The following is a 25,623-nucleotide window of genomic DNA, read 5'->3' as shown; positions in this document are numbered from 1 at the left end:
GCTTCTACGAGCACCCGGGGCGAAACCCGGCGGTGCCGGTACAGCAGATCCGGGCATATGCATATTCGGCCGACAAGTTCGACAAGGCCCGCGAATCGTGGCCGCAATGGGCCGACCTGCAGACAGGCAACTACAACCTGAGCGGTACCGATGAGCAGGGGCAGTCATACGCCTACAAGCTTGCGGTGCGCAAATCCGACGATGCTTGGTTCTTTCTTGCCTACGACATGACCGACAGTGTTCGCGGTGGGCAGCAGCTCAACCGTGCACTGTTCCTGTCGGTGCTGGTGTTCAGCCTGCTGTCGCTGGTGCTGGGCTGGTGGTCGGCCTCCAAGGTGATGAAGCCCGTCTCGGATCTGGCCGCGCGCCTGCGTGCGTACCGCGGCGGCACCAGCGAACCCGAACCCTTGGCGCCGCGCTTTCCCGATGACGAAGTGGGGCAGCTGGCCCAGGCGCTCGATGACTATTCTTCGCGGCTGACCGAAGTGGTGCAGCGCGACCGTGAGTTCAACGCGGACGTCAGCCATGAGCTGCGCACGCCGTTGGCGGTGATCCGTGGCGCCACCGAGCTGCTGCTGACCCGCCCGGGCCTGGACGAGAAGGTGCTGCAGCGCCTGCAGCGCATCCAACGTGCCGAGCAGCAGTGCAGCGATCTGATCGGCGCACTGTTGCTGCTGTCGCGCAACGAACGCGGGCAGGGCAGCAGCAATGTGGCGCGTGTGGCCGAACAGCTGCTGGATGCGCATCGCGCGCAGCTGGGTGGCAAGCCGCTGGAACTGCATCTGGATGGCGAACGCGACCTGGTCATCGACGCCCCCGAAGCGGCGTTGTCGGTGGCGCTGGGCAACCTGATCGGCAACGCGGTGAAGTACTCGCAGGATGGCGAGGTGCGCGTACATGTGGGCGCCAACGCCGTATCGGTGACCGACAGCGGGCCGGGCCTGAGCGAGGAAGACGCCGCCAAGCTGTTCCAGCGCGGCTACCGCGGCACCCATGCTGGCCACTCGCAGGGCGGCGGTATCGGCCTGTCGATCGTCAGCCGCCTGTGCGATCTGTACGGCTGGCAGGTAAGCGTGCGCCCGGGCGGTGCCCGCGGCGTGATCGCCACGCTGACGTTCTCGCCGAAGCCGCTGTAATCCCTTCTGGCTGCCGCTTTGGTCGGCACGAATCCATCCGTCGCCAAAATCTCCCACTCGGCGCGGAATGTCGCATGCAACGCCAATGCAGCTTTCGCGAAGACGCGGCGTCTCTGGCCCAGCACGACACCTGCGTGACGCACTCCGCGCCCTGTGCGTGTCACACCGCACGGTTCCGCAGACGGTTGGCCCGCATGGCGTTTTCGCCTCATGACCGCATTGCATGCAGCTGGCGAGATGGCATGGCTGGGGTCATCGCCCTGGCCGGGATTGGCGTCCTGAATAAACCCGATAATTCAACAGCTCCTGATGCGCCCAGGCCATCATGGAAAATGCACCGCATGCTCTTGCTTCGGCGGGCGGTGCGTGGGGATTCACCAGAATCCGCTGGAGTCTTTTTCCTTGCTGTTGAGTTGTTGGGTCTCCGGTACGCCAACCCGCACCGTCCGCCACCTCGCATCTGCGGGTGGCCTTGCCGTCTGCGAGGAGCACTGCCATGTCTACACGCACCACCTACCCGAACCTGCGCCGCCTGGTCGGCGAATCCGCCGACCAGCTGCCGGCCGACATCGCCGAACGCATCGAAGACGTGCTGGCCGAACCCAGCGACCTGCTACCGGCACTGATGGCGCGCATGGATGGCCGCGACAACGCCGATGGCCAGACCCGGCAGGGCACCGGCCTCACCCCGTCGCAGGCGGTAACCCTGGCCAGCCTCAGCCGCACTCTTGCTGGCCTCAATGCGTTGATCCAGATGCTGCACGCCGCCGAAGCGGCCCGGGTGCAGGGCAGTGCAGGCCAGCAACTGCCGCCGGACGTAGTGGAAGGCCTGTTGCTGGCCGCGCGCGAACTGGCCCGCTACGCCCGCCAGCAGCTGGAGTAGATCCACGCCATGCGTGGATGCCAGTTCGCGCGGTGCAGGTGAAGTAGATCCACGCCATGCGTGGATGCCTCTTCGGGCGGAGCCGGTAGACCTGCCGGCTTACCCGGCAGCCAACCCCAGATACCGCAGGTGCAAGCGCTCCACCTGCGCCTGCAGGTCATTCGGATGGCCATCATTGACCACCACGTCATCGGCCAGCGTCAGGCGCTGCGCGCGGCTGGCCTGGGCGGCGATCATCTGGTCGGCCAGCGCCGCGTCGATGCCGTCGCGCTGCATCAGCCGGGCGTGCTGCACCGCCTCGGGCGCGTCCACCAGCAGCACCCGGTCCAGCCACGGGTAGGCCTGGCGGCCGCCCACTTCGGTCAACAGCGGGATCGCCGCCAGCGCATAGGGGCTGGCGGCCTGCTCGCACTGCTCCTGCATCAACCGGCGGATGGCCGGGTGGGTGATCGCTTCCAGCGCCGTCCGCTCGGCCGGGTCTGCAAAGATGTGGGCCCGCAGGCGGGCACGGTCCAGGCTGCCGTCGGCCAGAAGCATGTCCGCGCCGAAGCGTTCGGCAATCAGGGACAGGGCAGGGCTGCCCACCGTCACCACCGCGCGTGCGGCAAGATCGGCGTCGGCCACGACAATCCCCAGCGCCTCGAAGCGCCGGGTCACCTCACTCTTGCCCGAGGCGATGCCGCCGGTCAGGCCAACCACATACTGGCTCATGGGGACTCCCCTCAGCGCAGCCCGCTCATCACCAGATACTGGTTCAGCAGGGGCTCGCCCCACATGAAGAACAGCCAGCCGGCCAGTGCCAGGTAGGGACCGAACGGGATCGGTGTCGCCCGGTCACGGCCACGGCTGTACAGCCAGATCGAGCCGAGGAGGGCGCCCAGCACTGACGACATCAGGATGATCGGCAGGATGCCCTTCATCCCGCACCAGGCGCCCAGCGCGGCCAGCAGCTTGAAATCGCCGTGGCCCATGCCTTCCTTGCCGGTCAGCTGCTTGAACAGCCACCACACCGACCACAGCGACAGGTAGCCTAGCAGGGCGCCGAGCAGGGCCGGTTTGGCGGGCATGTACAGGTTGTCGATGCTGCCTATCAACCCCAGCCACATCAGGGGCAGGGTCAATTGATCCGGTAGCAGCTGGGTGCGCAGGTCGATGCCGGACAGGGCGATCAGGAAGCAGGTCAGCACGATCGCGCCGAAACCCTGCCAGCCAAAGCCGAACTGCCACACGCAGGCCAGCACCATCACCGCGGTCAGCGCTTCCACCAGCGGGTACTGGATGGAGATCGGCGCCTTGCAGTGGCGGCACTTGCCGCCCTGGATGATCCAGCTGAACAGCGGGATGTTCTCGTACCAGGCCAGCTTGTGCTTGCAGTGCGGGCAGTGCGAAGGCTCCACCACGATGCCCGGCGGGGGCGGCTCGTAGAAGTCCGGCTCCTCCAGCACTTCGCGCGCATCGCGCTTCCACTGCCATTCCAGCCGCTTGGGCAGGCGCAGGATGACGACGTTCAGGAAGCTGCCGAGAAGCAGTCCCAGGCCGGCCGCAGCGGGATAGCCGAGGCCGGGATGCTGGTCGAGAAATGCCATGTATGTTTTATCCGACGACGGCGCCGAGCTTGAAGATGGGAAGGTACATGGCAATCACCATGCCGCCAACAATGGTACCAATGAACACCATGATCATCGGTTCCAGCAGGCTGCTCAGGGCATCCACCGAATTGTTGACCTCCTGCTCGTAATACTCGGCCACCTTGAACAGCATGGCATCCAGGGCGCCGGCCTCTTCGCCGATGCCGGTCATCTGGATGACCATGTGCGGGAACAGGTTGGTCTGCTTCATGGATACGTTGACCGGGTAGCCGACAGACACGTCATCGCGCATCCGCAGCACCGCCTCTTCATACACCTTGTTACCAGTGGCGCCCGCCACGATGCTGAGTGCCTCCACCAGCGGCACACCCGCCTTGAACGTCACTGCGGTGGTACGGGAGAAGCGGGCGATGGCGCTGTTGTGCATGATCTGGCCGATCACCGGCACCTTCAGCACGAACCGGTCCATCGCGTGCTGCATCTTCGGCGAGCGCTTGTAGGCCATGACCGCGCCGACCGCCGTTCCGATCGCAACAATCAGCATCAGCCACCACCACGACACCATGAACCGCGACAGGTTCACCACCATCTGGGTGAAGGCGGGCAGCTCGGCACCGAAGCTCTTGAACACATCCTCAAACTGTGGCACCACGAACACCAGCATGATGCCGCTGACCAGCATGGCGACAACCACCACCATGATCGGGTAGAACAGCGCCTTCTTGATCTTGCCCTTCAGCGTCTCGATGTTCTCTTTGTAGGTGGCCACCGTGTCCAGCACGGTTTCCAGCACACCGGCGCCCTCGCCGGCCCGCACCAGGTTGCGGTAGAGCTCATCGAACTGCACCGGATGCTTGCTGACCGCCTCATGCAGCGAGGAACCGCCCTCGATATCGGTGCGGATGGTGTCCACCATCTTCTTCATGCGCGGGTTTTTGTGCCCGCTGCCGATGATGTCCAGTGCCGACACGATCGGTACGCCGGATTTCATCATCGTGGCCATCTGCCGGCTGAAGAAGGCGATGTCCCGCGCCTTGATCGCACTGCCGGCGGCACCGAACAACGGCTTCGGCTTCGTTTTTACCGTGCCTGGGTTGATGCCCTGGCGGCGCAGTTCGGCCCTCAGCAGGTTGGCATTCTTGGCCAGCTGCTCGCCCTTCATCTTCACGCCCCGCTTGTCGGTCCCCTCCCAGACAAACGGCTGCAGCTCCAGGGTGGCTCGCGCCACCGGTTCTTTCTTGATCGCACTGCGACTGACAGACATGTTGGCTCCCCGGCCCGCCATCCCCAGGCGGGCATCCAGTTGCCGATGGTAGCGGGTTCATTGCCGTCTGGGCAGTTGCCGGGCGGGCCGGAATGCAATTTCGTGCCGGCGGCCGACCAAAGGTGACGCACTGCGTCACATTGCCGCGTCCATCGCAGATTCGCATTCGGGGGGTTCCCATCCACGAAATTGCTGCCATCATGGGCGCGGGGAAATCCAGGGGGAGGCGTGCCGGGGTTGGCACGCAACCTGCGTTGATCCACCCGCAGGGCACAGGACCCGCTCAACCGGCAACGCCGGCTCGTTACCTGTGCACTGAAACCAACCACCACTATCTTGGGGATGTACCAAATGAAGAACCAGAAGGGCTTCACCCTTATCGAACTGATGATCGTCGTTGCGATCATCGCCATCCTGGCTGCCATCGCACTGCCGGCTTACCAGGACTACACCTCGAAGTCGAAGGTCACCGCTGCGCTGGCCGACCTGGCCTCGCACAAGACCCAGTTCGAGATGGAAGTCAGCAACGGCAACGCTCCCAAGCTGGAAACCGCTGGTTTCCAGAGCAAGGAAACCGGTAGCTGCAAGGAAATCACTGTCGACAAGGATGGCATGACCTGCACCATTCGTGATCCGGGCCGCATTGGTGATGCTTCCACCCTCAAGCTGGCATACGCTGAAGCTGCTGTGGACGACAAGGGCGCAATCACTAAGGCCGGTGGTTTCAGCTGCAAGGTCACGGACGTGAAGGAAAAGTACCGTCCGGCCGGTTGCACTGAGTAATTCATCTGCTTAGAAGAGCTGCGAAGGTCAAGCCTTCGTACTTCTTGATAGTAGACACAAGGCCCGCTTCGGCGGGCCTTGTGCTGACCGGACCACCAGAGCCGGTCGGCACGCAGCAATGGGGATTGCTGGATCAAACAGGGGGAGTCATGAACACGCAGAAAGGCTTCACGCTCATCGAACTGATGATCGTCGTGGCCATCATCGCCATCCTGGCAGCGATCGGGACAGTCGTATTTCAGCCATACATAATCCGGACGCAGCTCACCGCTGCACTGGCAGATATCAGTCCGGGCAAGATGCTGGTTGAAACGGTCATCTATGAAGGCCGTTCGGCCAGTCTGATCACCCCCGAGTTCATCGGCGGTGCCGAGAACGCCCACTGCTCCAACGTCGAAGCAGAGCTCAACGAATCAGGCGTCGGGCATATCAGCTGCACGCTGAAAGGCCACAGTGCCCTGGAAGGCAAAGACCTGATCCTGCGCCGCTCCGCCGAGGGCATCTGGAGCTGCGACGGCAGCGCATTCGAAGCGCGCTATCGCCCGACCGGCTGTTGATCACATTTCCGCCCTCCAATGGGATGTCGGCGGACCGTTGACGGGGCTATCATCCCCGGGGGAGTCAGGATCGTGCCTGCCGGGCAGAAGCGCCGTGCAGGGCCGTTGCTCATGGATTGGCGATGCCGTGCGCCGTTGGGGCGCGACGGGTTCTGCTGCCCCGCGCTGCGCCTTCGGAGGGCGCACTGCGCCGCCAGACCCATGAGCCAAGGATTCATATGACCGCCGTTACCACCGCCAATCTCGTCGGCATCACCGGGCTGGCCCGTCGCCTGGTCCAGGACGGCGCGCTGGATGAGGTCGCAGCCCGCGACGCCATGGCCAAGGCCACCGCTGCGCGCCAGCCGCTGCCAACCTGGTTCGCCCAGAACAAGGTGGTCGGCGCTGCCCAGCTCGCGGCCGCCAACGCGGTCGAGTTCGGCATGCCGCTGTTCGACGTGTCCACGTTCGACAGCAGCCAGAACGCGATGAGCCTGGTCAGCGAGGAGCTGCTGCGCAAGCACAACGTGCTGCCGCTGTTCAAACGCGGCGGCAAGCTGTTCGTTGGCACCAGCAACCCCACCCACTCGCTGGATGAGATCAAGTTCCACACCAATCTGGTGGTTGAACCGATCCTGGTGGACGAGGACCAGATACGCCGCACGTTGGAGCAGTGGCATGCCAGCCACGACACGATGGGCGATGCGCTGGGTGGCGACGAGGACGGCATGGCCAACCTCGATGTTGGCGGTGGCGACGACGACATGGCCAGCACCGACAGCGGCATCGACGCCAAGGGCGACGATACCCCGGTGGTGAAGTTCGTCAACAAGGTGCTGGTCGATGCCATCCGCAAGGGCGCGTCGGACATCCACTTCGAGCCCTACGAAGACGACTACCGCGTCCGCCTGCGCATCGACGGCCTGCTGAAGATGGTCGCGCGCGCGCCGAACAAGCTCAATCAGCGTATCGCCGCGCGCCTCAAAGTGATGGCGCAGCTGGATATCGCGGAAAAACGCGTACCGCAGGATGGTCGCATCAAGCTCAACCTGTCCAAGACCCGGCAGATCGACTTCCGCGTCAGCACGTTGCCGACGTTGTTTGGTGAGAAGGTGGTGCTGCGTATCCTCGATGGCAGTGCGGCCAAGCTGGGCATCGACAAGCTGGGTTACGAACCGGACCAGCAGAAGCTGTTCCTGGACGCGATCCACAAGCCTTACGGCATGGTGCTGGTGACCGGCCCGACCGGTTCGGGCAAGACGGTGTCGCTGTATACCGCGCTGGGCATCCTCAACGACGAGACCCGCAACATTTCCACCGCTGAAGATCCGGTGGAAATCCGCCTGCCCGGCGTCAACCAGGTGCAGCAGAACAACAAGCGCGGCATGACCTTTGCCGCCGCGCTGCGTTCGTTCCTGCGACAGGATCCGGACATCATCATGGTCGGCGAAATCCGCGACCTGGAAACGGCGGAAATTGCGATCAAGGCCGCACAGACCGGTCACATGGTGCTGTCCACGCTGCATACCAACGATGCGCCGCAGACCATCGCGCGCCTGATGAACATGGGCATCGCACCGTACAACATCACCAGCTCGGTGACGCTGGTGATCGCCCAGCGCTTGGCGCGCCGCCTGTGCGGCAACTGCAAGCGCCCTGCAAAGCTACCGGAGCATGCGCTGCTGGCCGAGGGCTTCACCCAGGCGCAGCTGGATGCGGGCATCGAGCTGTATGAAGCCGTTGGCTGTGATGAATGCACCGAAGGCTACAAGGGCCGCACCGGCATCTACCAGGTGATGCCGATGACCGACGAGATCGCCACCATCGTGCTGGCCGGCGGCAACGCGCTGCAGATTGCCGAGGCCGCGCAGGCGATCGGTGTGCACGATCTGCGGCAGTCGGCGCTGAAGAAGGCGGCTGCTGGCGTAACCAGCCTGGCCGAGATCAACCGCGTCACCAAGGATTGATGCAGTAGATCCACGCCATGCGTGGATGGCGGTCAGCGTCCAGTAGATCCACGCCATGCGTGGATGCGTGGCGCATGAGGTTGCCGGCCAGCGGCCGGCACTACCTATTCCATTCCCAGCTTTTTCAGCTTGTAACGCAGTGCGCGGAAGGTGATGCCCAGCTGCGCGGCAGTACGGGTCTTGTTCCAGCGGTTCTCTTCCAGCGCACGCTGGATCGCACTGCGCTCAAGCTGCTCGATGTACGAGGGCAGGGCGGCGCTGCCCGGGTGCAGGTCGACCACGGCTTCGGCATGGGCGGCACTGCCCGGTGAGCGCGGCGCGTGCTGAGGCAGGCGCAGGTCGTCGGCACCGATGCAGTCTTCCTCGGCCAGCGCCAGCGCGCGTTCCAGGATGTTCTCCAGCTCGCGCACATTTCCCGGGAAGCCATACTGGGCCAGCGCGTCCAGCGCCGAGGGCGCCAGCAGCGGGGTGGCGCGACCGTGGCTACGGGCCAGCCGAGCAAGGATCGATGCGGCCAGCGCAGGCAGGTCCTGGCGGCGCTCGCGCAGCGGCGGCACGCGCAGTTCGATCACGTTGATGCGGTAGTACAGGTCGTGGCGGAAACGCCCGTCTTCGACCAGCTCGGCCAGATCTTTGTGGGTGGCCGAGAGGATGCGCACGTCCACCGGTTCTTCGCTGGGCGCGCCAACCGCACGCACCGATTTCTCCTGGATCGCACGCAGCAGCTTCACCTGCATCTGCAGCGGCAGTTCGGCCACTTCATCCAGGAACAGGGTGCCGCCGTGCGCGGCCTGGAACAGCCCCGGCTTGTCGGCATGGGCGCCGGTGAAGCTGCCCTTGCGGTGGCCGAAGAACTCGCTCTCCATCAACTCGGTGGGAATGGCGCCGCAGTTGACCGGCACAAAGGGCCCGGCCGCGCGTGCACCCTGTGCGTGGATGGTGCGTGCGACCAGTTCCTTGCCCACCCCGGACTCGCCCAGGATGTAGACCGGTGCCTGGCTGCGCGCGACCTTGCCGATGGTGGCGCGCAGCACGTCCATTGCCGGCGAGTCGCCGAGCAGGCGCGCGGCCTGTTCTGCCGCGGGCCCGGCAACGGGGCGTTCGCTGTTGTTGAGTTCCAGCGCATGCTTGACCAGGCCGCGCAGCACGGCGATGTCCACCGGCTTGCTGACGAAATCGAAGGCGCCGGCTTTCAGCGCTTCCACTGCCAGGTCCATGCTGCCGAAGGCGGTGATCATCGCCACCGGCGTGCGCGGGTAGTGCTGGGCGATCTCGCTGACCAGTTCGATGCCGTTGCCGTCGGGCAGGCGCATGTCGGTGATGCACAGGTCGTAGGGATTGCTGGCCAGCAGTTCGCGGGCTTCGGCGAGGTTGGCGGCGGTGCTGATGCGCAGGCCCATGCGGCCGAGGGTCAACACCAGCAGTTCGCGGATATCGCGTTCATCGTCGACGACGAGGGCGCTGCGGGTTTCGTTCATGGGTGGGAAAGATAGCCGAGGGGGTGGAATGCGACAAATGCTTGACGCACGGAATCAGTGCGGAAGCAGGGTGTGCGGGCCAGGCAGAACCAGGCGGAAGCAGGAGCCGCCGGCGGGGACGGGGATGTAATCCAGCCGCGCCTGGTTGGCGCGGCACAGCTCGCGGGCGATATACAGGCCCAGGCCGGTGCCGTGCTCGGAGGTGGTGAAGAAGGGGCGGAACAGCTGCGCGGCGACGGTCTCGGGAATGCCGGGGCCACGATCCATCACGTCGATCACCGCACTGCGTTCGTGCTGGGCCACACGCAGCCGCACGCGCGCGGGTTGCTCGCCGATGCGGCCGTACTTCAGGGCGTTGTGCACCAGCACGGTCAGCACCTGGTACAGGTGGCGCGGGTCGACCTGGGCCGGCACCGAGGTGTCGTTGATGATCGGCTCGATGCTGTCGGTTTCCAGCGTCTGCCCCTGCTTGTACTCCAGCACGAAGCGGCGCACGAAGGCGGCGAGGTCGACGTTTTCCGGATTGGCGCGTTCGCGCCGGGCCAGGCCCAGCACGCTCTCAACGATGCCGTTGGTGCGTTGGCACTGCTGGTGGATGATCTGCAGCAGGCGGCGGTCGCTGTCGTTGAAGCCGGTGCCTTCCTCGAGCAGCTGCACGGCGTAGTTGATGGCCGCCAGCGGGTTGCGGATTTCATGGGCGAGGCTGGCCGAGAAGCGCCCCATCGCCGACAGGGTGAGCGATTCGGCGCGACGCGAGACCACGCTGGAGTCATCCAGAAACACCAGCACCAGGTCGCTGCCGGCCAGCAGGCGGGCGAAGCGCGGTTGCACTTCCGGCTGGTCGGGGTTGAGCTGCAGTGGCATTTCATCCTGTGCCCAACCGTTGCGCCACCGTTGCAGGCGTCGGGCAAGTTCGGGGGCGACGCTGGCCAGATCGAGGCGGCCGGAATCGCTGTTGCCATCACTGTCGCCCAGCAGGATCGAGGCAGCTTCGTTGGCCAGGGTGATGCGGTTGTCGGCGTCCACCACCACCACGCCGGTACGCATGCGGCGGATGATCAGTTCGTTGATCTGGAACAGGTTGGCCACTTCGTCGCCGCGCTGGTTGGCCAGCTGCTGGTTGCGGCGCGCGCGGTTGCCGACCTGGTAGCTGATGAAGGCCAGGGCAAGGTAACTGGTGGCGAACATCGCCAGTTCGGCGAGGGTGCGGGTGGGATCGCCGCCTTCCAGCACTTTCCACAGGTATTCGGCGGCCGTGGCGACGCTGGCGGCCAGTGCCAGCAGCAGGCCCCAGCTGAGCGGCAGCAGGGTGGCGGCAGCAGCGATGTTGAACAGCAGCGACATCGAGATGCCGGCGCTGGCACCGGGCAGGGCGTGCGCCAGCAGGCTGGCGGCGACGATGTCCAGCAGCACGCCGCCGACCACGATCTGCCGCAGCCAGCGTTCGTTGCGGCCGATCACCAGCCACAACAGCGACAGCAGCAGGTAAGCCGCGCCTACGCTGTTGGCCAGGCGAGGGTGGTGGGCTTCGCCGACCATGGCCGACAGCGGGCTGTACAGCAGCGCGGCGATGACCGAGGCGATCAGCACCCGGTACAGGGCGAAGAAATACAGCTCTCGCCGCGGTATCGATTCGATGCGGTCGATCAATGAAGCACTGGGTGACACGCCGGAACTCCCCTTCTGGCTGCCTGGAACTGGATCATGCCGGCGGTGGGCCGAACCTGCCCGACGTCCCCCGATCGTCGGATCTGCTCGCTGCCCGGTTACCGGCACCGTGGGCTCGAATTTACGGGGTCAGTATAGGGCGCCTGTAGCGGGCTGGGCTGCGCAATCGGCCGGGGCCCGCCTTTGGGCGGCGAACCGGGCCGTGCCGCAACTGCCTGAATGACCGTGGAAATCTGGCCGGTTCCGGCCTTTTGTCCATACTTCTTTGCGCCCCGGCGCTGGCTCGGCCACAATAGTGGGCCCGCCGCGGTCCATGCCGGCGCCCCGCCGGGGCCCTGAGGAATTGCGTGCGGTCGTTCCTATTCCCACGGTGACGCATGAATTTCCACGAATACCAGTCAAAACAACTGCTTGCCGAGTACGGCATCCCGGTCCCGGCCGGCAAGGTCGCTGCGACCCCGGACGAAGCTGTTGCCGCTGCCAACTCCCTGGGCCAGGGCCCCTGGATGGTCAAGGCGCAGATCCACGCTGGCGGCCGCGGCAAGGCTGGCGGCGTCAAGTTCTGCAAGACCACCGACGACGTGAAGGCCGCTGCGGCCAAGATGCTCGGCACCAAGATGGCCACCTACCAGACCGCTGGCGTTGAACTGCCGGTCAACCTGGTGCTGGTGACCACCGCTGGCGAGATCGTCAAGGAACTGTACCTGTCGGTGCTGGTTGACCGTGGCACCAAGACCATCACCTACATCGCTTCTTCGGAAGGCGGCGTGGAGATCGAGCAGGTTGCCGCTGAAACCCCGGAGCTGATCCACTCGCTGAACGTCGACTTCGTCGAAGGCGTGCAGGGTTACCACGGTCGTGATTTCGGCTTCAAGCTGGGCCTGACCGCCAAGCAGGCCGGCCAGTTCGCCAACATCATGGTGAACCTGTACCGCCTGTTCAACGAAAAGGACCTGGCGCTGGTTGAAATCAACCCGCTGGCCATCCTGGATGACGGCAACCTGTACGCGCTGGACGGCAAGTTCGACAGCGACGACAACGCCGCGTTCCGTCAGAAGGCGCTGGTCGCCATGCGCGACAAGACCCAGGAAGATCCGACCGAAGTGATCGCTTCGGAGCTGGACATCAACTACGTCACCATGGACGGCAACATCGGCTGCATGGTCAACGGCGCAGGCCTGGCCATGGCCACCATGGACGTCATCAAGCTCAACGGCGGCGAGCCGGCGAACTTCCTGGACGTGGGCGGCGGTGCCAACAAGCAGCGCGTCATCGAAGCGTTCAAGCTGATCCTGTCCTCGGACAAGGTCGAGGGCATCTTCGTCAACATCTTCGGCGGCATCGTCCGCTGCGACATGATTGCCGAAGGCATCATCGCTGCTGTGAAGGAAGTGGGCGTCAAGGTTCCGGTCGTGGTGCGCCTGGAAGGCACCAACGTGGAAGAAGGCAAGCAGCTGCTGCGTGACAGCGGCATGGCCATCATCCCGGCCGACAACATCAACGACGGTGCCAAGAAGGTCGTCGAAGCTGTCAAGAACGCCGCCTGATCCGACACCGAAGGAAATCCAATGTCAGTTTTGATCAATAAGAACACCAAGGTGATCGTGCAGGGCTTCACCGGCCAGCAGGGCACCTTCCACGCCACTCAGATGATCGAGTACGGCACCCAGGTTGTTGGCGGCGTGACCCCGGGCAAGGGTGGCACCACCCATATCGACCTGCCGGTCTTCAACACCGTTGCCGACGCCGTGCAGAGCACCGGCGCCAACGCTTCGGTCATCTATGTGCCGCCGCCGTACGCGGCTGACGCGATCCTGGAAGCCGCTGCTGCCGGCATCAAGGTCATCGTCTGCATCACCGAAGGCATCCCGGTGCTGGACATGCTGCGCGTCAAGAACGTGCTGACCCGTTCGCATCCGGACACCGTGCTGATCGGGCCGAACTGCCCGGGCGTCATCACCCCGGGTGAGTGCAAGATCGGCATCATGCCGGGCCACATCCACAAGCCGGGCAAGATCGGCATCGTGTCGCGTTCGGGCACCCTGACCTATGAAGCGGTCAAGCAGACCACCGAAGTCGGCCTGGGCCAGTCCACCTGCATCGGCATCGGTGGTGACCCGATCAACGGCCTGAACTTCGTCGACTGCCTGAAGCTGTTCAACGAAGACCCGCAGACCGAAGGCATCATCATGGTCGGCGAAATCGGCGGCGACGCTGAAGAAGCCGGTGCCGAGTACATCAAGAACCACGTGAAGAAGCCGGTCGTCGGTTTCATCGCGGGTGCTTCGGCTCCGGCCGGCAAGCGCATGGGCCACGCCGGTGCGATCGCATCGGGCGGCAAGGGCACTGCCGAAGGCAAGTTTGCTGCAATGGAAGCTGCTGGCGTCGTCACCGTGCGTTCGCCGGGCGACCTGGGCGCTGCCATCGCCAAGCTGGTGAAATAAGATCGACTGCCTCCGGCAGACGATTCTGTAGAGCCGAGCCCACGCTCGGCTGCTTCAAACAGAAAGGCCGCCTCCGGGCGGCTTTTCTGCGTCTGGTGTCCTGAGCATCGCAGCCAACCGCATCCACGCATGGCGTGGATCTACTGAGCAGGGCCTGTCCACGGAGTGGCAGCGCCCGGCGCGCAGATGGCGCGGCGCTACAATGTGCGCATTGCAACCACAGGCTGGACCCTCATGGCTTCGATCCGCATCGCGATGGCGCAGTTCGACTTCCCGGTTGGCGATGTCGCCGGCAACACCGAGCGCATCATCGAGATGATCGGCCAGGCGCGCGACGAGTACGGCGCCGGGCTGGTGATGTTCCCCGAGCTGGCGGTCAGCGGCTATCCGCCGGAGGACCTGCTGCTGCGCCCGGGCTTCCTGTACGAGTGCGAGCAGGCGATGACCCGCATTGCTGCTGCGTGCCGTGGCATCACCGCCGTGGTCGGTTGGCCGCAGGCGGCCGGTGCGGTGGTCTACAACGCGGCGAGCGTGCTGCGCGATGGCCTGGTGGAGCAGACCTACCGCAAGCGCGAGCTGCCCAATTACGCGGTATTCGACGAGCGCCGTTACTTCGATGTCGACCCGGACGGTGGCAGCTGCGTGTTCGAGGTTGATGGCATTCCGGTGGGCCTGCTGATCTGCGAAGACCTGTGGTTCGCCGAGCCGCTGGCCGATACGGTGCGTGCCGGTGCGCAGCTGGTGGTGGTGCCCAACGCTTCGCCCTACGAGCGCGGCAAGCATGCCCAGCGCGATGCGGTGCTGGCTGCACGTACCCGCGAAAGCGGCGCGGCCATCGCCTACCTCAACGTGGTGGGCGGCCAGGATGCGCTGGTGTTCGATGGTGCATCGGTGGTGGCCGATGGTGATGGCACGGTGCATCCGGCGGCGGCCGCCTTCGTCGACCAGTGGCTGGTGGTGGAGTACGACGGCGCTACCCGCCGCTTCATGCCGCACGTGTGGATGGACGACGGCGACGAAAGCATGGATGCGCTGGCCTGGCGCGCGGTGACCCGCGGCATCCAGGACTACTGCAGCAAGAACGGCTTCAAGAAGGTGTGGCTGGGCCTGTCCGGCGGCATTGACTCGGCGATCGTGCTGGCGATGGCGGTCGATGCGCTGGGCGCGGAGAACGTCACCGCCGTGCGCCTGCCCTCGCGCTATACCGCTGGCATGTCCAACGACCTGGCTGCCGAGCAGTGCGAAGCGCTGGGCGTGAAGCTGGAAGCCGTTTCCATCGAGCCGGCATTCCAGGGCCTGATGCAGGCGCTGGCACCGATGTTCGAGGGCACCACGCCGGATGTGACCGAAGAGAACCTGCAGTCGCGTAGCCGTGGCGTGATCCTGATGGCGCTGGCCAACAAGTTCGGCGGCCTGCTGTTGACCACCGGCAACAAGAGCGAATACGCGGTCGGCTACGCCACGATCTATGGCGACATGTGTGGCGGCTACGCGCCGCTGAAGGATCTGTACAAGACCGAGGTGTTCGGCCTGTCCAAGTGGCGCAACACGGTGGGCGGTGCACCGGTGATCCCGCCGGCGGTGATCAGCCGCCCGCCATCGGCCGAACTGCGCGAGAACCAGACCGACCAGGATTCGCTGCCGGCCTACGATGTGCTGGACGGCATCCTGTACCGCTACATCGACCAGGAGCAGTCGCGCACGGAGATCGTCGCCGCCGGCTATGACGCGGCCGTGGTGGATCGTGTGCTGCGGCTGGTGCGCATCAGCGAGTGGAAGCGCCACCAGGCCGCGCCGGGCCCGAAGGTCTCACGCCGCGCGTTCGGGCGTGAGCGCCGGTATCCGATCAGCAACGGCTACAAGGGCTGAGGGCTGGTTGCCGGGCCCATCCAGAGTGGGTGCGGACCCTGGTCCGCACCGTTTAGGATGAGGTGCATGCCCCATCCACGCGTGGCGTGAATCTGCCAGGCAAAAAAAAGGCCCCTTGCGGGGCCTCTTTCTTACTTCACTTCTTTTCCAGTCGCGCGTTGCGCTGGCCGGTGGCGGCGGACTTCTCGCCGGCAAACGGGTTCAGCTTGCGGATCATCCACGGGTACTTCGGCCACTTGCCTTCCAGCCACGGGTGGTCCGGCTGGTTCAGCTGCAGGACGCGGCGGGCGTCGTCGGCCAGGGTCTTGTTGCCCAGGTGGGTGTAGGAGTCGGCCAGTACCGCCACGGCATCGTTCTGGAACGCGCTCTGCGGGTAGGTTTCCAGCAGGTAGTTGGCGCGGCCGGCGGCCGATACCCAGGCGCCACGGCGCATGTAGTACAGGGCGTTGTCGAGCTCGTGCTGGGCGAATACGTCACGCAGCACCAGCATCCGCTGGCGCGCATCGGCGGCATAGCGGCTGTTGGGGTAGCGGTCGACCACGATGTTGAAGTCTGAATACGCCTGGTGCGGCGTGGACAGATCGCGACGGCTTGCGTCCAGCGACCATACGCGACGCAGGAAAACCGTATTGCGGTTGGAGTTCGCCAGGCCGCGCAGGTAGTACAGGTACGCGATGTTGCGGTGGGTCGGGTAGGTACGGATGAAGCGGTCGATGCTGGACACGGCGTCATCGTGCTTGCCGGCCTTGTACTGGGCATAGGCCGATTCGATCATCGCCTGCTCGGTATACGGGCCGTAGGGATACTGCGCCACCAGACGGCGGAAGCTGGCTTCAGCGCCGCTCCAGTTGCCGCCTTGCATCAGCTTGTGGCTCTTTTCGTAGAGCTGTTCGACCGGGGTGCCTTCATCAGGGCGATCGCCCTTGGTGCCGCGGTTGCAGCCGGTGGCGACGATGACCAGCACCAGCAGAAGGGCGGTGAGGCGGACGGGCGCGGAGAGCAGGACGGAGCGTCGGATCATGGGGTCAATGCGGGACGCGGCTGGAATACGAAGGGTCGATGATAGCCTAGTGTCCTGTCCAGCGACTGAAACCGGCTCGCCGGGACCCCAAAATTTCAAAGATGCCCCCTGCCATGTCTGAACAACCCTCCGAATCGGCCCGCCAGGCCATTGTCCCCGACACCTCCGCCGGCCGTCGTTTCGACGCGGTCGTGGCCGAGCTGTTCCCCGAATACTCCCGCTCCCGCCTGACCGAGTGGATCAAGGCCGGCGACGTCCTGCTGGACGGCGCGCAGGCGCGGCCGCGCGACGCCCTGCGCGGCGGCGAGGTGGTCACCCTGCAGGTGGTGCTGGAAGCCCAGACCACCGCCGAGCCGGAAGACATCCCACTGGACGTGCTGTTCGAGGATGAGCACGTGCTGGTGATCAACAAGCCCGTTGGCCTGGTCGTGCACCCCGGCGCCGGCAACCACAGCGGTACCCTGGTCAATGCGCTGCTGTACCGCGACCCGTCGGCGGCGGTGCTGCCGCGCGCGGGCATCGTGCATCGCCTGGACAAGGACACCAGCGGCGTGATGGTCGTGGCCCGCACGCTGGAAGCGCAGACCGCGCTGGTCGAGCAGCTGGCTGCCCGTGACGTGCACCGCCAGTACCTGGCCGTGGTGATGGGCGCGCTGGTGGCCGGTGGTACGGCGGATGCGCCGATTGATCGTCACCCGCGCGACCGCCTGAAGATGGGCGTGCGCGAGGATGGCAAGGAAGCGGTGACCCATTACCGCCTGCGCGAGCGCTTCCGCGCGCACACCGCGCTGGAATGCCGTCTGGAAACCGGGCGCACCCACCAGATCCGCGTGCACATGGCGCACCTGCGTCATCCGATCGTGGGTGATCAGCTGTACGGCGGCGCGCTGAAGCTGCCCAAGGGTGCAAGCGACGAACTGGTGGCCGCGCTGCGCGGCTTCAAGCGCCAGGCCCTGCATGCGGAGACCCTGGAATTCGTGCACCCGATCAGCGGTGAGCCGGTACGCAACACTGCGCCAGCGCCGGCTGACATGCTGCACCTGATGAAGGTGCTGCGCGAAGACAGCGCTGCCTTCGCCGAGCGCGAGCGGGACCGCTGGTAATGAATACCGCCCTGCCGCTGCTGCAGGCCGATTGGCCGACACCGCCGGGTGTGCATGCACTGACCACGCGCCGACACGGCGCGGGGGTCTCGCCGGAGCCGTTCGCCCAGTTCAACCTGGGCAATCGGCACGCGGCCGACGGCGACACGCCGGCCAACGTCGAGCACAACCGGCAGTTGCTGCAGCAGGGCCTGGCACTGCCGTCGGCGCCACATTGGCTGCGGCAGGTGCACAGCAGCACCGTGCTGCGTTTTGGCGCGCCGCCGGTGGAGGGAGCCAGCGAACCTGTAGCCGATGCCGCGGTGACGTCGGTACCCGGCGTGGTGCTGGCGATCCTCACTGCGGATTGCCTGCCGGTGGTGTTCGCCGCTGTCGATGGCAGCGAGGTGGGCGCCGCCCATGCCGGTTGGCGTGGCTTGGCCGACGGCATGCTGGAGGCCACCGTGGCCGCCATGCAGACGCCACCGGCACAGCTGCGCGCGTGGCTGGGCCCGGCAGCGGGACCGGCCGATTACGAGATCGGCGAAGAGGTGTACCACGCCTTCGTCGGCCACGACGCGGCCGCTGCGGCGGCCTTCGTGGCAACCCGTCCCGGTCACTGGAAGGTGGACCTGTTCGCGCTGGCGCGACAGCGCCTGCAGGCGACGGGCATGGGCGTGGGCAACATCCACGGCGGCACGGTCTCGACCATGGCGGATGCGGACCTGTACTCGCATCGCCGCGACCGCCGTACCGGCCGGATGGCGACGCTGGTGTGGATGGACTGATGCGGGGCGATCGCGTTGCGGGGGCAGAACCTGGCGGCGTGATTGTCTTCGACGGCGTCTGCGCGTTGTGCAGCCGCTGGGTACGTTTCCTGCTGCGGTTCGACCGGCAGGAGCGCTTTCGCTTCGCGGCGATGCAGGGCGTGCAGGGCAGCGCGCTGTTGCGGGCGCACGGTCTGGACGCGCACGACCCGACCTCGTTCCTGCTGTTGGACGGGCAGGGCGCGTGGACCGATACCGATGCGATCCTGCGCGTTCTGCGGGCACTGGGCGGTGGTTGGCGCCTGGCGGCCGTGCTGCGCGTGCTGCCACGCCGCTGGCGCGACGGTGCGTACCGTGTGCTGGCACGCAACCGCTATCGCTGGTTCGGGCGGCATGATGCCTGCTTCCTGCCGACGCCGGCACAGGCCGCGCGCTTCCTCGATTGATCGCCTGTTGTTGTAGAGCCGAGCCATGCTCGGCTGGCTTTTGTAGAGTCAAGCCATGCTCGATTGCTCCGCTCGACTCTACGGAAAAGCCAGCCGAGCATGGCTCGGCTCTACAGGAGCTCTTGCCTCAGCCTTCCAGTGCCTCGAGGTAGCTGCGGCGCCAGTGGTTGATGTCGTACGTGCGCAGGTGTTCCATCATCGCGTGCCAGCGTTCCTGGCGCCTGCGCAGTGACATCGTGGCGGCGGTGGCGATGGCATCGGCCACACCATCCAGATCGTGCGGATTGACCAGCAGTGCCTGCTTCAGTTCGTCGGCGGCGCCGGCCAGCAGGGACAGCACCAGCACGCCGGGATCTTCCGGGTCCTGCGAGGCCACGTATTCCTTGGCGACCAGATTCATGCCATCGCGCAGCGGGGTGACCAGGCCGACAGCGGCGGCACGGTAGAAACCGGTCAGCGTGGCGTGGGTGAAGTTCTGGTTGACGTAGCGCAGCGGGGTCCAATCGGGCTCGGCGTGGCCACCGTTGATGTGGCCGGCGATCTGCTCCAGCTGGCTGCGCAGTTGGCGGTACTCGGTGACATCGCCGCGCGAGACCGGCGCGATCTGCAGGTAGGTGAGCGAGCCGCGCTGATCGGGATGACGCTGCAGGTAGCGTTCGAAGCCGAGGAAACGCTCGGGCAGCCCCTTGGAGTAGTCCAGGCGGTCCACGCCGATGGCGAGCTGGCGGTCGCGCAGGCTGCTGCGCAGGTTCTTCACTGCCGCTTTGCTGGCGGCGGTGCTGGCCTGGCGGGCGATCAGCTCGGTGTCGATGCCGATCGGGAACGCTGCGGCGCGGAAGTGGCGTCCACCGGGCGCTTCGAGGTTGCCGTTGTCGAGCACCCGACCGCCGCCGAACAGGCGCAGGTAGGTCTGGAAGCGATCGGCATCGCGCTGGGTCTGGAAGCCGACCAGGTCGTAGGCATACAGCGCCGAGAACAGCCGCAGATGGTCGGGCATGGCCTGCAGCAGGTCGGCCGAGGGCATCGGGATGTGCAGGAAGAAGCCGATGCGGCAGCCGATGCCGCGCTCGCGCAGCATCGCGCCGAGCGGAATCAGGTGGTAATCGTGGATCCAGACGATGTCGTCTTCGCGCAGCAGCGGCGCCAGCTTGTCGGCGAATAGTGCGTTGACCCTGTGGTAGGTCTCGCGGGTGCCGCGGTCGTAGTCGACCAGGTCCAGGCGGAAGTGCAGCAGGGGCCACAGTGTGCGGTTGGCAAAGCCGTTGTAGTAGCCGTCCACATCGCGCTTGGCCAGGTCCATGGTGACGTACTGGATGTCACCATCGCGCTGTTCGTGCAGCGCGCCACTGGCCTCGCGCACGCTCTTGCCGCTCCAGCCGAACCACAGCCCGCCGCGTTCCTTCAGTGCCGCCAGCAGGCCCACGGCGAGGCCGCCGGCGCGGTTCTCGCCGGGGACGGCCACGCGGTTGGAAACGATGACAAGACGGCTCACGAAGCCTCCTGCCAGGAACGCGACAGGCGCATGGCTGCGGTGATCAGGCCGACATGCGAGTAGGTCTGCGGGAAGTTGCCCCAGGCTTCACCACCATCGAAGGCCAGGTCCTCCGACAGCAGGCCCAGATGATTGCGTTGCTGCAGCAGCGCTTCGAACATCTCGCGCGCTTCGTCCATGCGGCCGATCGCGGCGAGCGCATCGATGTACCAGAACGTGCAGATGGTGAAGCTGGTTTCCGGCTCGCCGAAATCATCCGGCGCGATGTAGCGGTACAGCGCGTTGCCATGCTTGAGGTCGCGGCCGATGGCCTCGACGGTGGCGACGAAGCGTGCGTCGTTGGCGTCGATGAAGCCGATGTCGGCCAGCAGCAGCAACGAGGCATCCAGACGATGGCCATTGAAGGTGTCGGTGAAGTGACCGAGTTCTTCGCTCCAGGATTTTTCCATGATGCGTGCGTGGATGGTGTCGGCACGCTCGCGCCAGTACTGCGCGCGGTCATCACGCTTCAGGCGCACGGCGATCTTGCACAGGCGATCGCACGCGGCCCAGCACATCGCGCTGGTGTAGGTGTGCACTTCGGTGCGGCCGCGGAATTCCCACAGGCCGGCGTCGGGCACGTCGTGCAGTGCGAAGGCCTGTTCGCCCAGCGGTTCCAGCCGTGCGAAGGTATGGCTGTCACCGGGATCCTGCAGGCGGCGGTCGAAGAACAGCTGGGTGGAGGCCAGCACCACGCTGCCGTATACATCGTGCTGGCGCTGCACCCAGGCCAGATTGCCGCGCCGCACCGGGCCCATGCCGCGGTAGCCGGACAGGCTGGGTACTTCATCCTCGTCCAGCTTGGCTTCGAAGCCGATGCCATACAGCGGCTGCAGGGTGCCGTCGGTGGTGGCCAGGTTGAAGATGTAGCCGAGGAACTGCTCCATCGTGCGGGTGGCGCCCAGACGGTTCAGCGCGCGCACCACGAAGGCGGCGTCGCGCAGCCAGCAGTAGCGGTAGTCCCAGTTGCGCACGCTGCCGGGCGCCTCCGGAATCGAGGTGGTCATCGCCGCGATGATCGCGCCGCTGTCCTCGTACTGGCAGAGTTTGAGGGTGATCGCACTGCGGATCACCGCATCCTGCCATTCCAGCGGAATGGACAGGTAACGCACCCATTCGCGCCAGTAGTCGCGGGTGCGCTGGAAGGCTTCCTGCACATAGCCGCTGATGGAGCGGTTGAGCGATTCATCCACGCCCAGGATCAGGTGGATGGGGTGGTTGAGCACGAACGGCAGGCCATCACGCACGAAGCGCACAGGAACGTCGGTGGTCAGGCGCAGCACATGCTCGGGCAGGATCCAGCGCACGTGGTTGCTGCCCCAGGTTGACTCGGGCACACGTGCGCCCCAGTCGGCCAGCGGGCGCGCACGGATCACAATGCGCGGGCTGCCGGACAACGGACGCACCTGGCGGATCAGGCTGACCGGCCGGTAGAAACGATCGTTCTGGCGCCAGCGCGGGGCGAAATCGAGGATTTCCAGCGCGCCGCCATGCGCATCGCGCAGCACGGTGCGCAGGATCGCGGTGTTGGTGAGGTATTCCTGTTCGCTGTCGGCGAAGTCCTCCAGCTCGATGGCGAAGTCGCCGCCGGTCTGCTGGTTGGGGCTGAGCAGGGCACAGAAGGTCGGGTCGCCGTCGAAGGTCGGCAGGCAACTCCAGACAACACGGGCGTGTTTGTCGACCAGGGCGCCGAAGCTGCCGTTGCCGACCACGCCCAGATCAAGATCGGGTTGGGTCATCACGCGGTACATCTCGGTTGCGGCCGTGGGGGCCGGGGTCAATACGCATTCTCACGCAGCCAGGCGTGCACGCTGCGTATGTCGGGCAGCGCGAACACCGCCGCGCTGGGTTCACGTTCGCCGATCAGCACGCTCCAGCCATGCAGGCCGTTGGCCGCATCGAAGCCGAACTCATCGGTCAGGTCATCGCCGAGGAACACCGGCAGACGCCCGCGGAACGGCAGGTACTGCATCAGCCGACGTACTGCCCGGCCCTTGTTGGTAGCCACCGGAACGAATTCAACGACATGGTCGCCGGGCTGCAGGCGGTAGCTGGCGCGGCCGCGGATGTGGCGGTCGGCGAAGGCACGCACGTCGTTGGCTGCATGCGGTGCACCACGCCAGTGCAGGGCCAAGCCTACGCCCTTGTTCTCGACCAGTACGCCGGGGTGGCCATGGGCGAAACGCATGGCTTGTTGATGAAGGGCATGCAGCCAGTCGGCGGTGTCGTCGCCATGCTCATCGCGTATGACGTGCCCGTCCTGTGCACGGAGCTCGTGGCCATGCAGGCCCGCGGCGGGAAGCTTGAGTGGCGCGAACAACTGGTCCAGCTGTTCAAGCGGGCGACCACTGACCAGTGCCACGGCACCTTCCAGTCGATCGCTGATGCGGCCGATGGCTTCACGCACATCGGGGAGAAGCTGCACGGCGTCGGGGCGTGCAGCGAATTCGATCAGGGTGCCATCCACATCGAGGAACAACGCGCAGGCGTCGTCCAGCAATGGAGGTGGCGGACGCAGGGGGAGCGGATCAGCCATGGCGACCACCATGCCAGCGCCAGCGTGTACGTGGGGTCGAGGTCAGGCTACGGCTGTGGGTCGTGCCGGCTGTGCGGACCAACGGTCCGCACCCACCCGCAGCGATCAATGGCGTCCCGGTGGGTGCCGACCGTTGGTCGGCACGCCGTTCGCAGCAATCAGAACGTGTAACGCACGCGCCCGTAGTAATACGCGCCGTTGCTTCCGATCGGCGACAGCACGTCGTAGGGCAGGTTGCCGAAGTAGTGGATGTCCTCGTTGGAGCGATCCGGGTAGTTGTCGGTCAGGTTCTGCCCACCGATCGCTACGCTCCACTGCGGCGTGATGCGGTACTCCACTTCCGCATCCAGCTGCCACTCGGCCTGGTAGGTCTGGCGCGGAATGTAGCCATCACCGAAGTTGAATACGCGGGTCGCGCTGCCGTAGCGGTTCACCCGGCTGCTCAGCGACCAGCGGTCGTTGCTCCAGCTGGCCGCGAAACTGCCACGGGTGCGCGGTGTGGCATCGGTCAGCGTATTGGTCTCTTCGATGCCGAACAGCACGTAGGCCGGGTCCAGTGCCTGCAATTGCGCCGGCGTGGCCAATACGTTCTTCAACGTGGTCTTGGTGTAGGCGTAGGTGCCGGTCAGCAGCAGCTGGCCATCGCCCAGCGACTGCCGCCAGTTGCTCACCAGCTCGGCGCCGCGGGTGCGCGTGTCGGCAGCGTTGACGAAGAAGCTGGCGCTCTGCAGGCCGCTGACACCGTAGTTGGCGGCCACGTAGTCGGTCAGCGCATCGCCGGTGATGCTCTCCGACAGCGCGATGCGGTCGTCGATGTCGATCTGGAAGAAGTCCAGCGACAGATCGAAGTGCTCGCCGATGCGGCTGGTGAAGCCGAGCGAGGTGTTCAGCGACTTCTCCGGCTTCAGGTCCTGCGCGCCCAGGCCACGGGCGATGGGGTTGTTGACCGACAGCAGGCGGCCCTGCACCAGCTGGCCACCGGCGTTGTAGCCGGTGGAGGTGGATTCGTAGCCGATCTGCGCCAGCGACGGCGCGCGGAAATTGTTGGAGATCGCGCCGCGCAGGGCGAATGCAGGGGTGAACTCGTAGCGCAGGCCGAGCTTGCCGGTCAGTTCGCCGCCGAAGTCATCGCTGTGCTCGTAGCGCGCTGCCAGATCGGTGGAGAATTTTTCGCCGAACTGACTGGACAGGCTGGCGTAGGCGCTGGCCACATCACGCGACAGGGTGGCCGCGTCCTGCGGGGTCAGGCCGCCACCTGCCTGCGAGCCAGTGGGACGATCGGTGTAGGGGCCGGCGGCGTAGCTGGCCGGGTCGCCTGGACGCGTCTGGTAGCGCTCGTGGCGGGCTTCCACGCCCAGGCCCAGGGTGTGGCTGATGCTGTCGGACTGCGAGAACACGCGGCTCAGATCGAAGTTGCCTACGGTCTGTGCGTATTCGTAGTCGGCGGTCTTGAAGCGGGTCGGGCTGGTCGGCCCCAGCGAGGCGTTCAGCGAATCGCGCAGGCGGTAAGTGAAGTCATTCTGGCCGTAATCCAGGCTGCCGTCGTAAGCCCATTCGCCCCACTGCCCGCGCACGCCGGCCACCGCCTGCACGTCGCGGTTCTCGCCTTCGGAGATCGGCCGGTAGCCATTGGGATAGACCTGCTTCCAGTTGGCATCGCCGTCGGGGTAGCGGAAGTAGTTCGCGCCTTCGGTGTCACGCTGGTTGAACGTGCCGAAGGCATAGAACGTCGCGGTCTTGCCGACCGGAATCTCGGTGTTCAGCCACAGGTTGATGTCCTTGCTGGCGCCATCACCGAGCACATAGTTGCGCTTGCCCTGCAGGGCAAGATTGGCCTCGGTCTGGTCCCACGGCGGAATCTGGTCGAAGCCGGCGCGGTTGGTACCGTTGCGCTTCTTGTATTCCAGGCCCACGCGCAGGAAGCCGCCGTCCTCGCCCAGCGAGGTGCCGACTTTGGCGCTGATGTTGCCGGTCTGGCCATCGGTGAGGGTGCGGCCGATCGGCTTGAGATCGGTGTGGTTGGCGCCGTAGCTGGCTTCGATCTCGCCACCGTCGCCACCGTTGTCGAGGATCACGTTGATCACGCCGGCCACCGCATCGGAGCCGTACAGCGCACCCGCACCATCACGCAGCACTTCGATGCGCTTGATGGCGCTGACCGGAATCGAATTGAAATCGACCGGGGTGGTGCCCTTGCCGATCTTGCTGTCGGTGTTGACCAGCGCGGTGTGGTGGCGGCGCTTGCCGTTGATCAGCACCAGTACCTGGTCCGGCGACAGCCCGCGCAGCTGCGCGGCGCGCACGTGGTCGGCGCCACCGGAGTTGGACTGGCGCGGGAAGTTGAACGAGGGCAGCAGGGCCTGCAGGGCGCTGCCGAGCTCGCCATTGACCACGCCGGCCTTGCGGATGTCCTCGGCGGTCAGCACGTCCACCGGCGAAGTGGACTCAAGCACGGTGCGGTCGGCAGCGCGGGTGCCGGTGACGATCACCGTGTCCAGGTTGGTGGCGGCGTCCTGGGCCGAAGCCAGGGCGGGGGACAGGGCAAGCGCGATGGCGAGGCCGAGCGGCGACGCGGACAGGCGGGGGGACATGCGGACTCCAGCAGCAACGACGTGGGGAAGGG

At 65.7% G+C, this 25,623-nt stretch carries 21 protein-coding genes; 11 read left to right on the top strand and 10 right to left on the bottom strand.

Features of this window, described 5'->3' with window-relative positions:
• Together DBR20_RS06555 and DBR20_RS06550 are read left to right on the top strand one after the other, a co-directional pair.
• On the top strand, positions 1–1,136 hold a 1,136-nt coding region (locus tag DBR20_RS06555; protein WP_108265635.1), incomplete at its 5' end, for a HAMP domain-containing sensor histidine kinase.
• 496 nt (positions 1,137–1,632) lie between these two features.
• Complete coding sequence (locus DBR20_RS06550) at positions 1,633–2,019, top strand: hypothetical protein (protein ID WP_100460169.1); 387 nt, start codon at positions 1,633–1,635, stop codon at positions 2,017–2,019.
• Between the two features lie 99 nt (positions 2,020–2,118).
• Here DBR20_RS06550 and coaE read toward each other — a convergent pair whose 3' ends face one another.
• The 3 genes from coaE to DBR20_RS06535 are packed head-to-tail and all read right to left on the bottom strand — an operon-like array spanning position 2,119 to position 4,872.
• Entirely contained in the window at positions 2,119–2,730 is a 612-nt protein-coding gene (coaE, locus tag DBR20_RS06545; protein WP_108265612.1) for a dephospho-CoA kinase, read from the bottom strand.
• 11 nt (positions 2,731–2,741) lie between these two features.
• On the bottom strand, positions 2,742–3,605 hold the full coding sequence (locus tag DBR20_RS06540) for an A24 family peptidase (protein ID WP_108265611.1): 864 nt from the start codon (positions 3,603–3,605) through the stop codon (positions 2,742–2,744).
• Positions 3,606–3,612: 7 nt separating this feature from the next.
• Entirely contained in the window at positions 3,613–4,872 is a 1,260-nt protein-coding gene (locus tag DBR20_RS06535; RefSeq protein WP_108265610.1) for a type II secretion system F family protein, read from the bottom strand.
• Positions 4,873–5,223: 351 nt separating this feature from the next.
• On the opposite strand from DBR20_RS06535, the gene DBR20_RS06530 reads away from it, so the two are divergent.
• The 3 genes from DBR20_RS06530 to pilB all read left to right on the top strand — a co-directional run bounded on the left by DBR20_RS06530 (position 5,224) and on the right by pilB (position 8,158).
• On the top strand, positions 5,224–5,655 hold the full coding sequence (locus DBR20_RS06530; RefSeq protein WP_108265609.1) for a pilin: 432 nt from the start codon (positions 5,224–5,226) through the stop codon (positions 5,653–5,655).
• Between the two features lie 149 nt (positions 5,656–5,804).
• Complete coding sequence (locus DBR20_RS06525) at positions 5,805–6,212, top strand: pilin (RefSeq protein WP_108265608.1); 408 nt, start codon at positions 5,805–5,807, stop codon at positions 6,210–6,212.
• A gap of 218 nt (positions 6,213–6,430) precedes the next feature.
• Positions 6,431–8,158: a type IV-A pilus assembly ATPase PilB gene (pilB, locus tag DBR20_RS06520; protein WP_108265607.1), complete on the top strand. Its 1,728-nt coding sequence runs from the start codon at positions 6,431–6,433 to the stop codon at positions 8,156–8,158.
• 104 nt (positions 8,159–8,262) lie between these two features.
• Here pilB and DBR20_RS06515 read toward each other — a convergent pair whose 3' ends face one another.
• Complete coding sequence (locus DBR20_RS06515) at positions 8,263–9,636, bottom strand: sigma-54 dependent transcriptional regulator (RefSeq protein WP_089236597.1); 1,374 nt, start codon at positions 9,634–9,636, stop codon at positions 8,263–8,265.
• Positions 9,637–9,690: 54 nt separating this feature from the next.
• Entirely contained in the window at positions 9,691–11,304 is a 1,614-nt protein-coding gene (locus DBR20_RS06510) for an ATP-binding protein (protein WP_108265606.1), read from the bottom strand.
• A 377-nt stretch (positions 11,305–11,681) separates the two neighbouring features.
• On the opposite strand from DBR20_RS06510, the gene sucC reads away from it, so the two are divergent.
• The 3 genes from sucC (at position 11,682) to DBR20_RS06495 (ending at position 15,617) form a co-directional block, all read left to right on the top strand.
• Positions 11,682–12,851, top strand: a complete 1,170-nt coding sequence (gene sucC / locus DBR20_RS06505; RefSeq protein WP_025874298.1) for an ADP-forming succinate--CoA ligase subunit beta — start codon at positions 11,682–11,684, stop codon at positions 12,849–12,851.
• 21 nt (positions 12,852–12,872) lie between these two features.
• Positions 12,873–13,748 (top strand): succinate--CoA ligase subunit alpha, encoded by an 876-nt coding sequence (gene sucD, locus DBR20_RS06500; protein WP_017356169.1) that lies wholly within the window; start codon positions 12,873–12,875, stop codon positions 13,746–13,748.
• 234 nt (positions 13,749–13,982) lie between these two features.
• Positions 13,983–15,617 carry an NAD+ synthase gene (locus tag DBR20_RS06495; protein WP_108265634.1) on the top strand — a complete coding sequence of 545 codons (1,635 nt, stop codon included), beginning with the start codon at positions 13,983–13,985 and terminating at the stop codon, positions 15,615–15,617.
• A 136-nt stretch (positions 15,618–15,753) separates the two neighbouring features.
• On the opposite strand, the gene DBR20_RS06490 is transcribed toward DBR20_RS06495, so the two are convergent.
• Entirely contained in the window at positions 15,754–16,638 is an 885-nt protein-coding gene (locus tag DBR20_RS06490; RefSeq protein WP_089236594.1) for an outer membrane protein assembly factor BamD, read from the bottom strand.
• A gap of 113 nt (positions 16,639–16,751) precedes the next feature.
• Here DBR20_RS06490 and rluD point away from each other — a divergent pair, with 113 nt between their 5' ends.
• The 3 genes from rluD to DBR20_RS06475 are packed head-to-tail and all read left to right on the top strand — an operon-like array spanning position 16,752 to position 18,933.
• Positions 16,752–17,741 carry a 23S rRNA pseudouridine(1911/1915/1917) synthase RluD gene (gene rluD / locus DBR20_RS06485; RefSeq protein WP_108265605.1) on the top strand — a complete coding sequence of 330 codons (990 nt, stop codon included), beginning with the start codon at positions 16,752–16,754 and terminating at the stop codon, positions 17,739–17,741.
• On the top strand, positions 17,741–18,508 hold the full coding sequence (gene pgeF, locus DBR20_RS06480; protein WP_108265604.1) for a peptidoglycan editing factor PgeF: 768 nt from the start codon (positions 17,741–17,743) through the stop codon (positions 18,506–18,508). The genes rluD and pgeF overlap by 1 nt, the downstream gene beginning before the upstream one ends.
• Positions 18,508–18,933, top strand: coding sequence for a thiol-disulfide oxidoreductase DCC family protein (locus tag DBR20_RS06475; RefSeq protein ID WP_108265603.1), 426 nt, complete (start codon positions 18,508–18,510; stop codon positions 18,931–18,933). The genes pgeF and DBR20_RS06475 overlap by 1 nt, the downstream gene beginning before the upstream one ends.
• A 127-nt stretch (positions 18,934–19,060) precedes the next feature.
• On the opposite strand, the gene otsA is transcribed toward DBR20_RS06475, so the two are convergent.
• From otsA to DBR20_RS06455, 4 genes are all read right to left on the bottom strand, one after another.
• Positions 19,061–20,425 (bottom strand): alpha,alpha-trehalose-phosphate synthase (UDP-forming), encoded by a 1,365-nt coding sequence (otsA, locus tag DBR20_RS06470; protein WP_100460157.1) that lies wholly within the window; start codon positions 20,423–20,425, stop codon positions 19,061–19,063.
• Entirely contained in the window at positions 20,422–22,203 is a 1,782-nt protein-coding gene (locus DBR20_RS06465; RefSeq protein WP_108265633.1) for a glycoside hydrolase family 15 protein, read from the bottom strand. The genes otsA and DBR20_RS06465 overlap by 4 nt, the downstream gene beginning before the upstream one ends.
• Positions 22,204–22,241: 38 nt before the next feature.
• The gene (gene otsB, locus DBR20_RS06460; protein ID WP_108265632.1) at positions 22,242–23,000 is read right to left on the bottom strand and encodes a trehalose-phosphatase; all 759 of its coding nucleotides are present in this window, start codon (positions 22,998–23,000) and stop codon (positions 22,242–22,244) included.
• 158 nt (positions 23,001–23,158) lie between these two features.
• Positions 23,159–25,591 (bottom strand): TonB-dependent receptor, encoded by a 2,433-nt coding sequence (locus DBR20_RS06455; RefSeq protein WP_108265602.1) that lies wholly within the window; start codon positions 25,589–25,591, stop codon positions 23,159–23,161.
• Positions 25,592–25,623 lie beyond the last annotated feature (32 nt).

It is taken from the genome of Stenotrophomonas sp. HMWF023 (assembly GCF_003060985.1).
GTDB lineage: Bacteria > Pseudomonadota > Gammaproteobacteria > Xanthomonadales > Xanthomonadaceae > Stenotrophomonas > Stenotrophomonas lactitubi.
Note: the sequence above shows the minus strand (reverse complement) of the source record. Positions and strands in the feature narration are given on the sequence as shown.

Bases quoted from the DNA above. Each gene is read 5' to 3' on its own strand.
- DBR20_RS06550 (WP_100460169.1), top strand. From the start codon at position 1,633: ATGTCTACACGCACCACCTACCCGAACCTGCGCCGCCTGGTCGGCGAA.
- coaE (WP_108265612.1), bottom strand. From the start codon at position 2,730: ATGAGCCAGTATGTGGTTGGCCTGACCGGCGGCATCGCCTCGGGCAAG.
- DBR20_RS06540 (WP_108265611.1), bottom strand. From the start codon at position 3,605: ATGGCATTTCTCGACCAGCATCCCGGCCTCGGCTATCCCGCTGCGGCC.
- DBR20_RS06535 (WP_108265610.1), bottom strand. From the start codon at position 4,872: ATGTCTGTCAGTCGCAGTGCGATCAAGAAAGAACCGGTGGCGCGAGCC.
- DBR20_RS06530 (WP_108265609.1), top strand. From the start codon at position 5,224: ATGAAGAACCAGAAGGGCTTCACCCTTATCGAACTGATGATCGTCGTT.
- DBR20_RS06525 (WP_108265608.1), top strand. From the start codon at position 5,805: ATGAACACGCAGAAAGGCTTCACGCTCATCGAACTGATGATCGTCGTG.
- pilB (WP_108265607.1), top strand. From the start codon at position 6,431: ATGACCGCCGTTACCACCGCCAATCTCGTCGGCATCACCGGGCTGGCC.
- DBR20_RS06515 (WP_089236597.1), bottom strand. From the start codon at position 9,636: ATGAACGAAACCCGCAGCGCCCTCGTCGTCGACGATGAACGCGATATC.
- sucC (WP_025874298.1), top strand. From the start codon at position 11,682: ATGAATTTCCACGAATACCAGTCAAAACAACTGCTTGCCGAGTACGGC.
- sucD (WP_017356169.1), top strand. From the start codon at position 12,873: ATGTCAGTTTTGATCAATAAGAACACCAAGGTGATCGTGCAGGGCTTC.
- DBR20_RS06495 (WP_108265634.1), top strand. From the start codon at position 13,983: ATGGCTTCGATCCGCATCGCGATGGCGCAGTTCGACTTCCCGGTTGGC.
- DBR20_RS06490 (WP_089236594.1), bottom strand. From the start codon at position 16,638: ATGATCCGACGCTCCGTCCTGCTCTCCGCGCCCGTCCGCCTCACCGCC.
- rluD (WP_108265605.1), top strand. From the start codon at position 16,752: ATGTCTGAACAACCCTCCGAATCGGCCCGCCAGGCCATTGTCCCCGAC.
- pgeF (WP_108265604.1), top strand. From the start codon at position 17,741: ATGAATACCGCCCTGCCGCTGCTGCAGGCCGATTGGCCGACACCGCCG.
- DBR20_RS06475 (WP_108265603.1), top strand. From the start codon at position 18,508: ATGCGGGGCGATCGCGTTGCGGGGGCAGAACCTGGCGGCGTGATTGTC.
- DBR20_RS06465 (WP_108265633.1), bottom strand. From the start codon at position 22,203: ATGACCCAACCCGATCTTGATCTGGGCGTGGTCGGCAACGGCAGCTTC.
- otsB (WP_108265632.1), bottom strand. From the start codon at position 23,000: ATGGCTGATCCGCTCCCCCTGCGTCCGCCACCTCCATTGCTGGACGAC.
- DBR20_RS06455 (WP_108265602.1), bottom strand. From the start codon at position 25,591: ATGTCCCCCCGCCTGTCCGCGTCGCCGCTCGGCCTCGCCATCGCGCTT.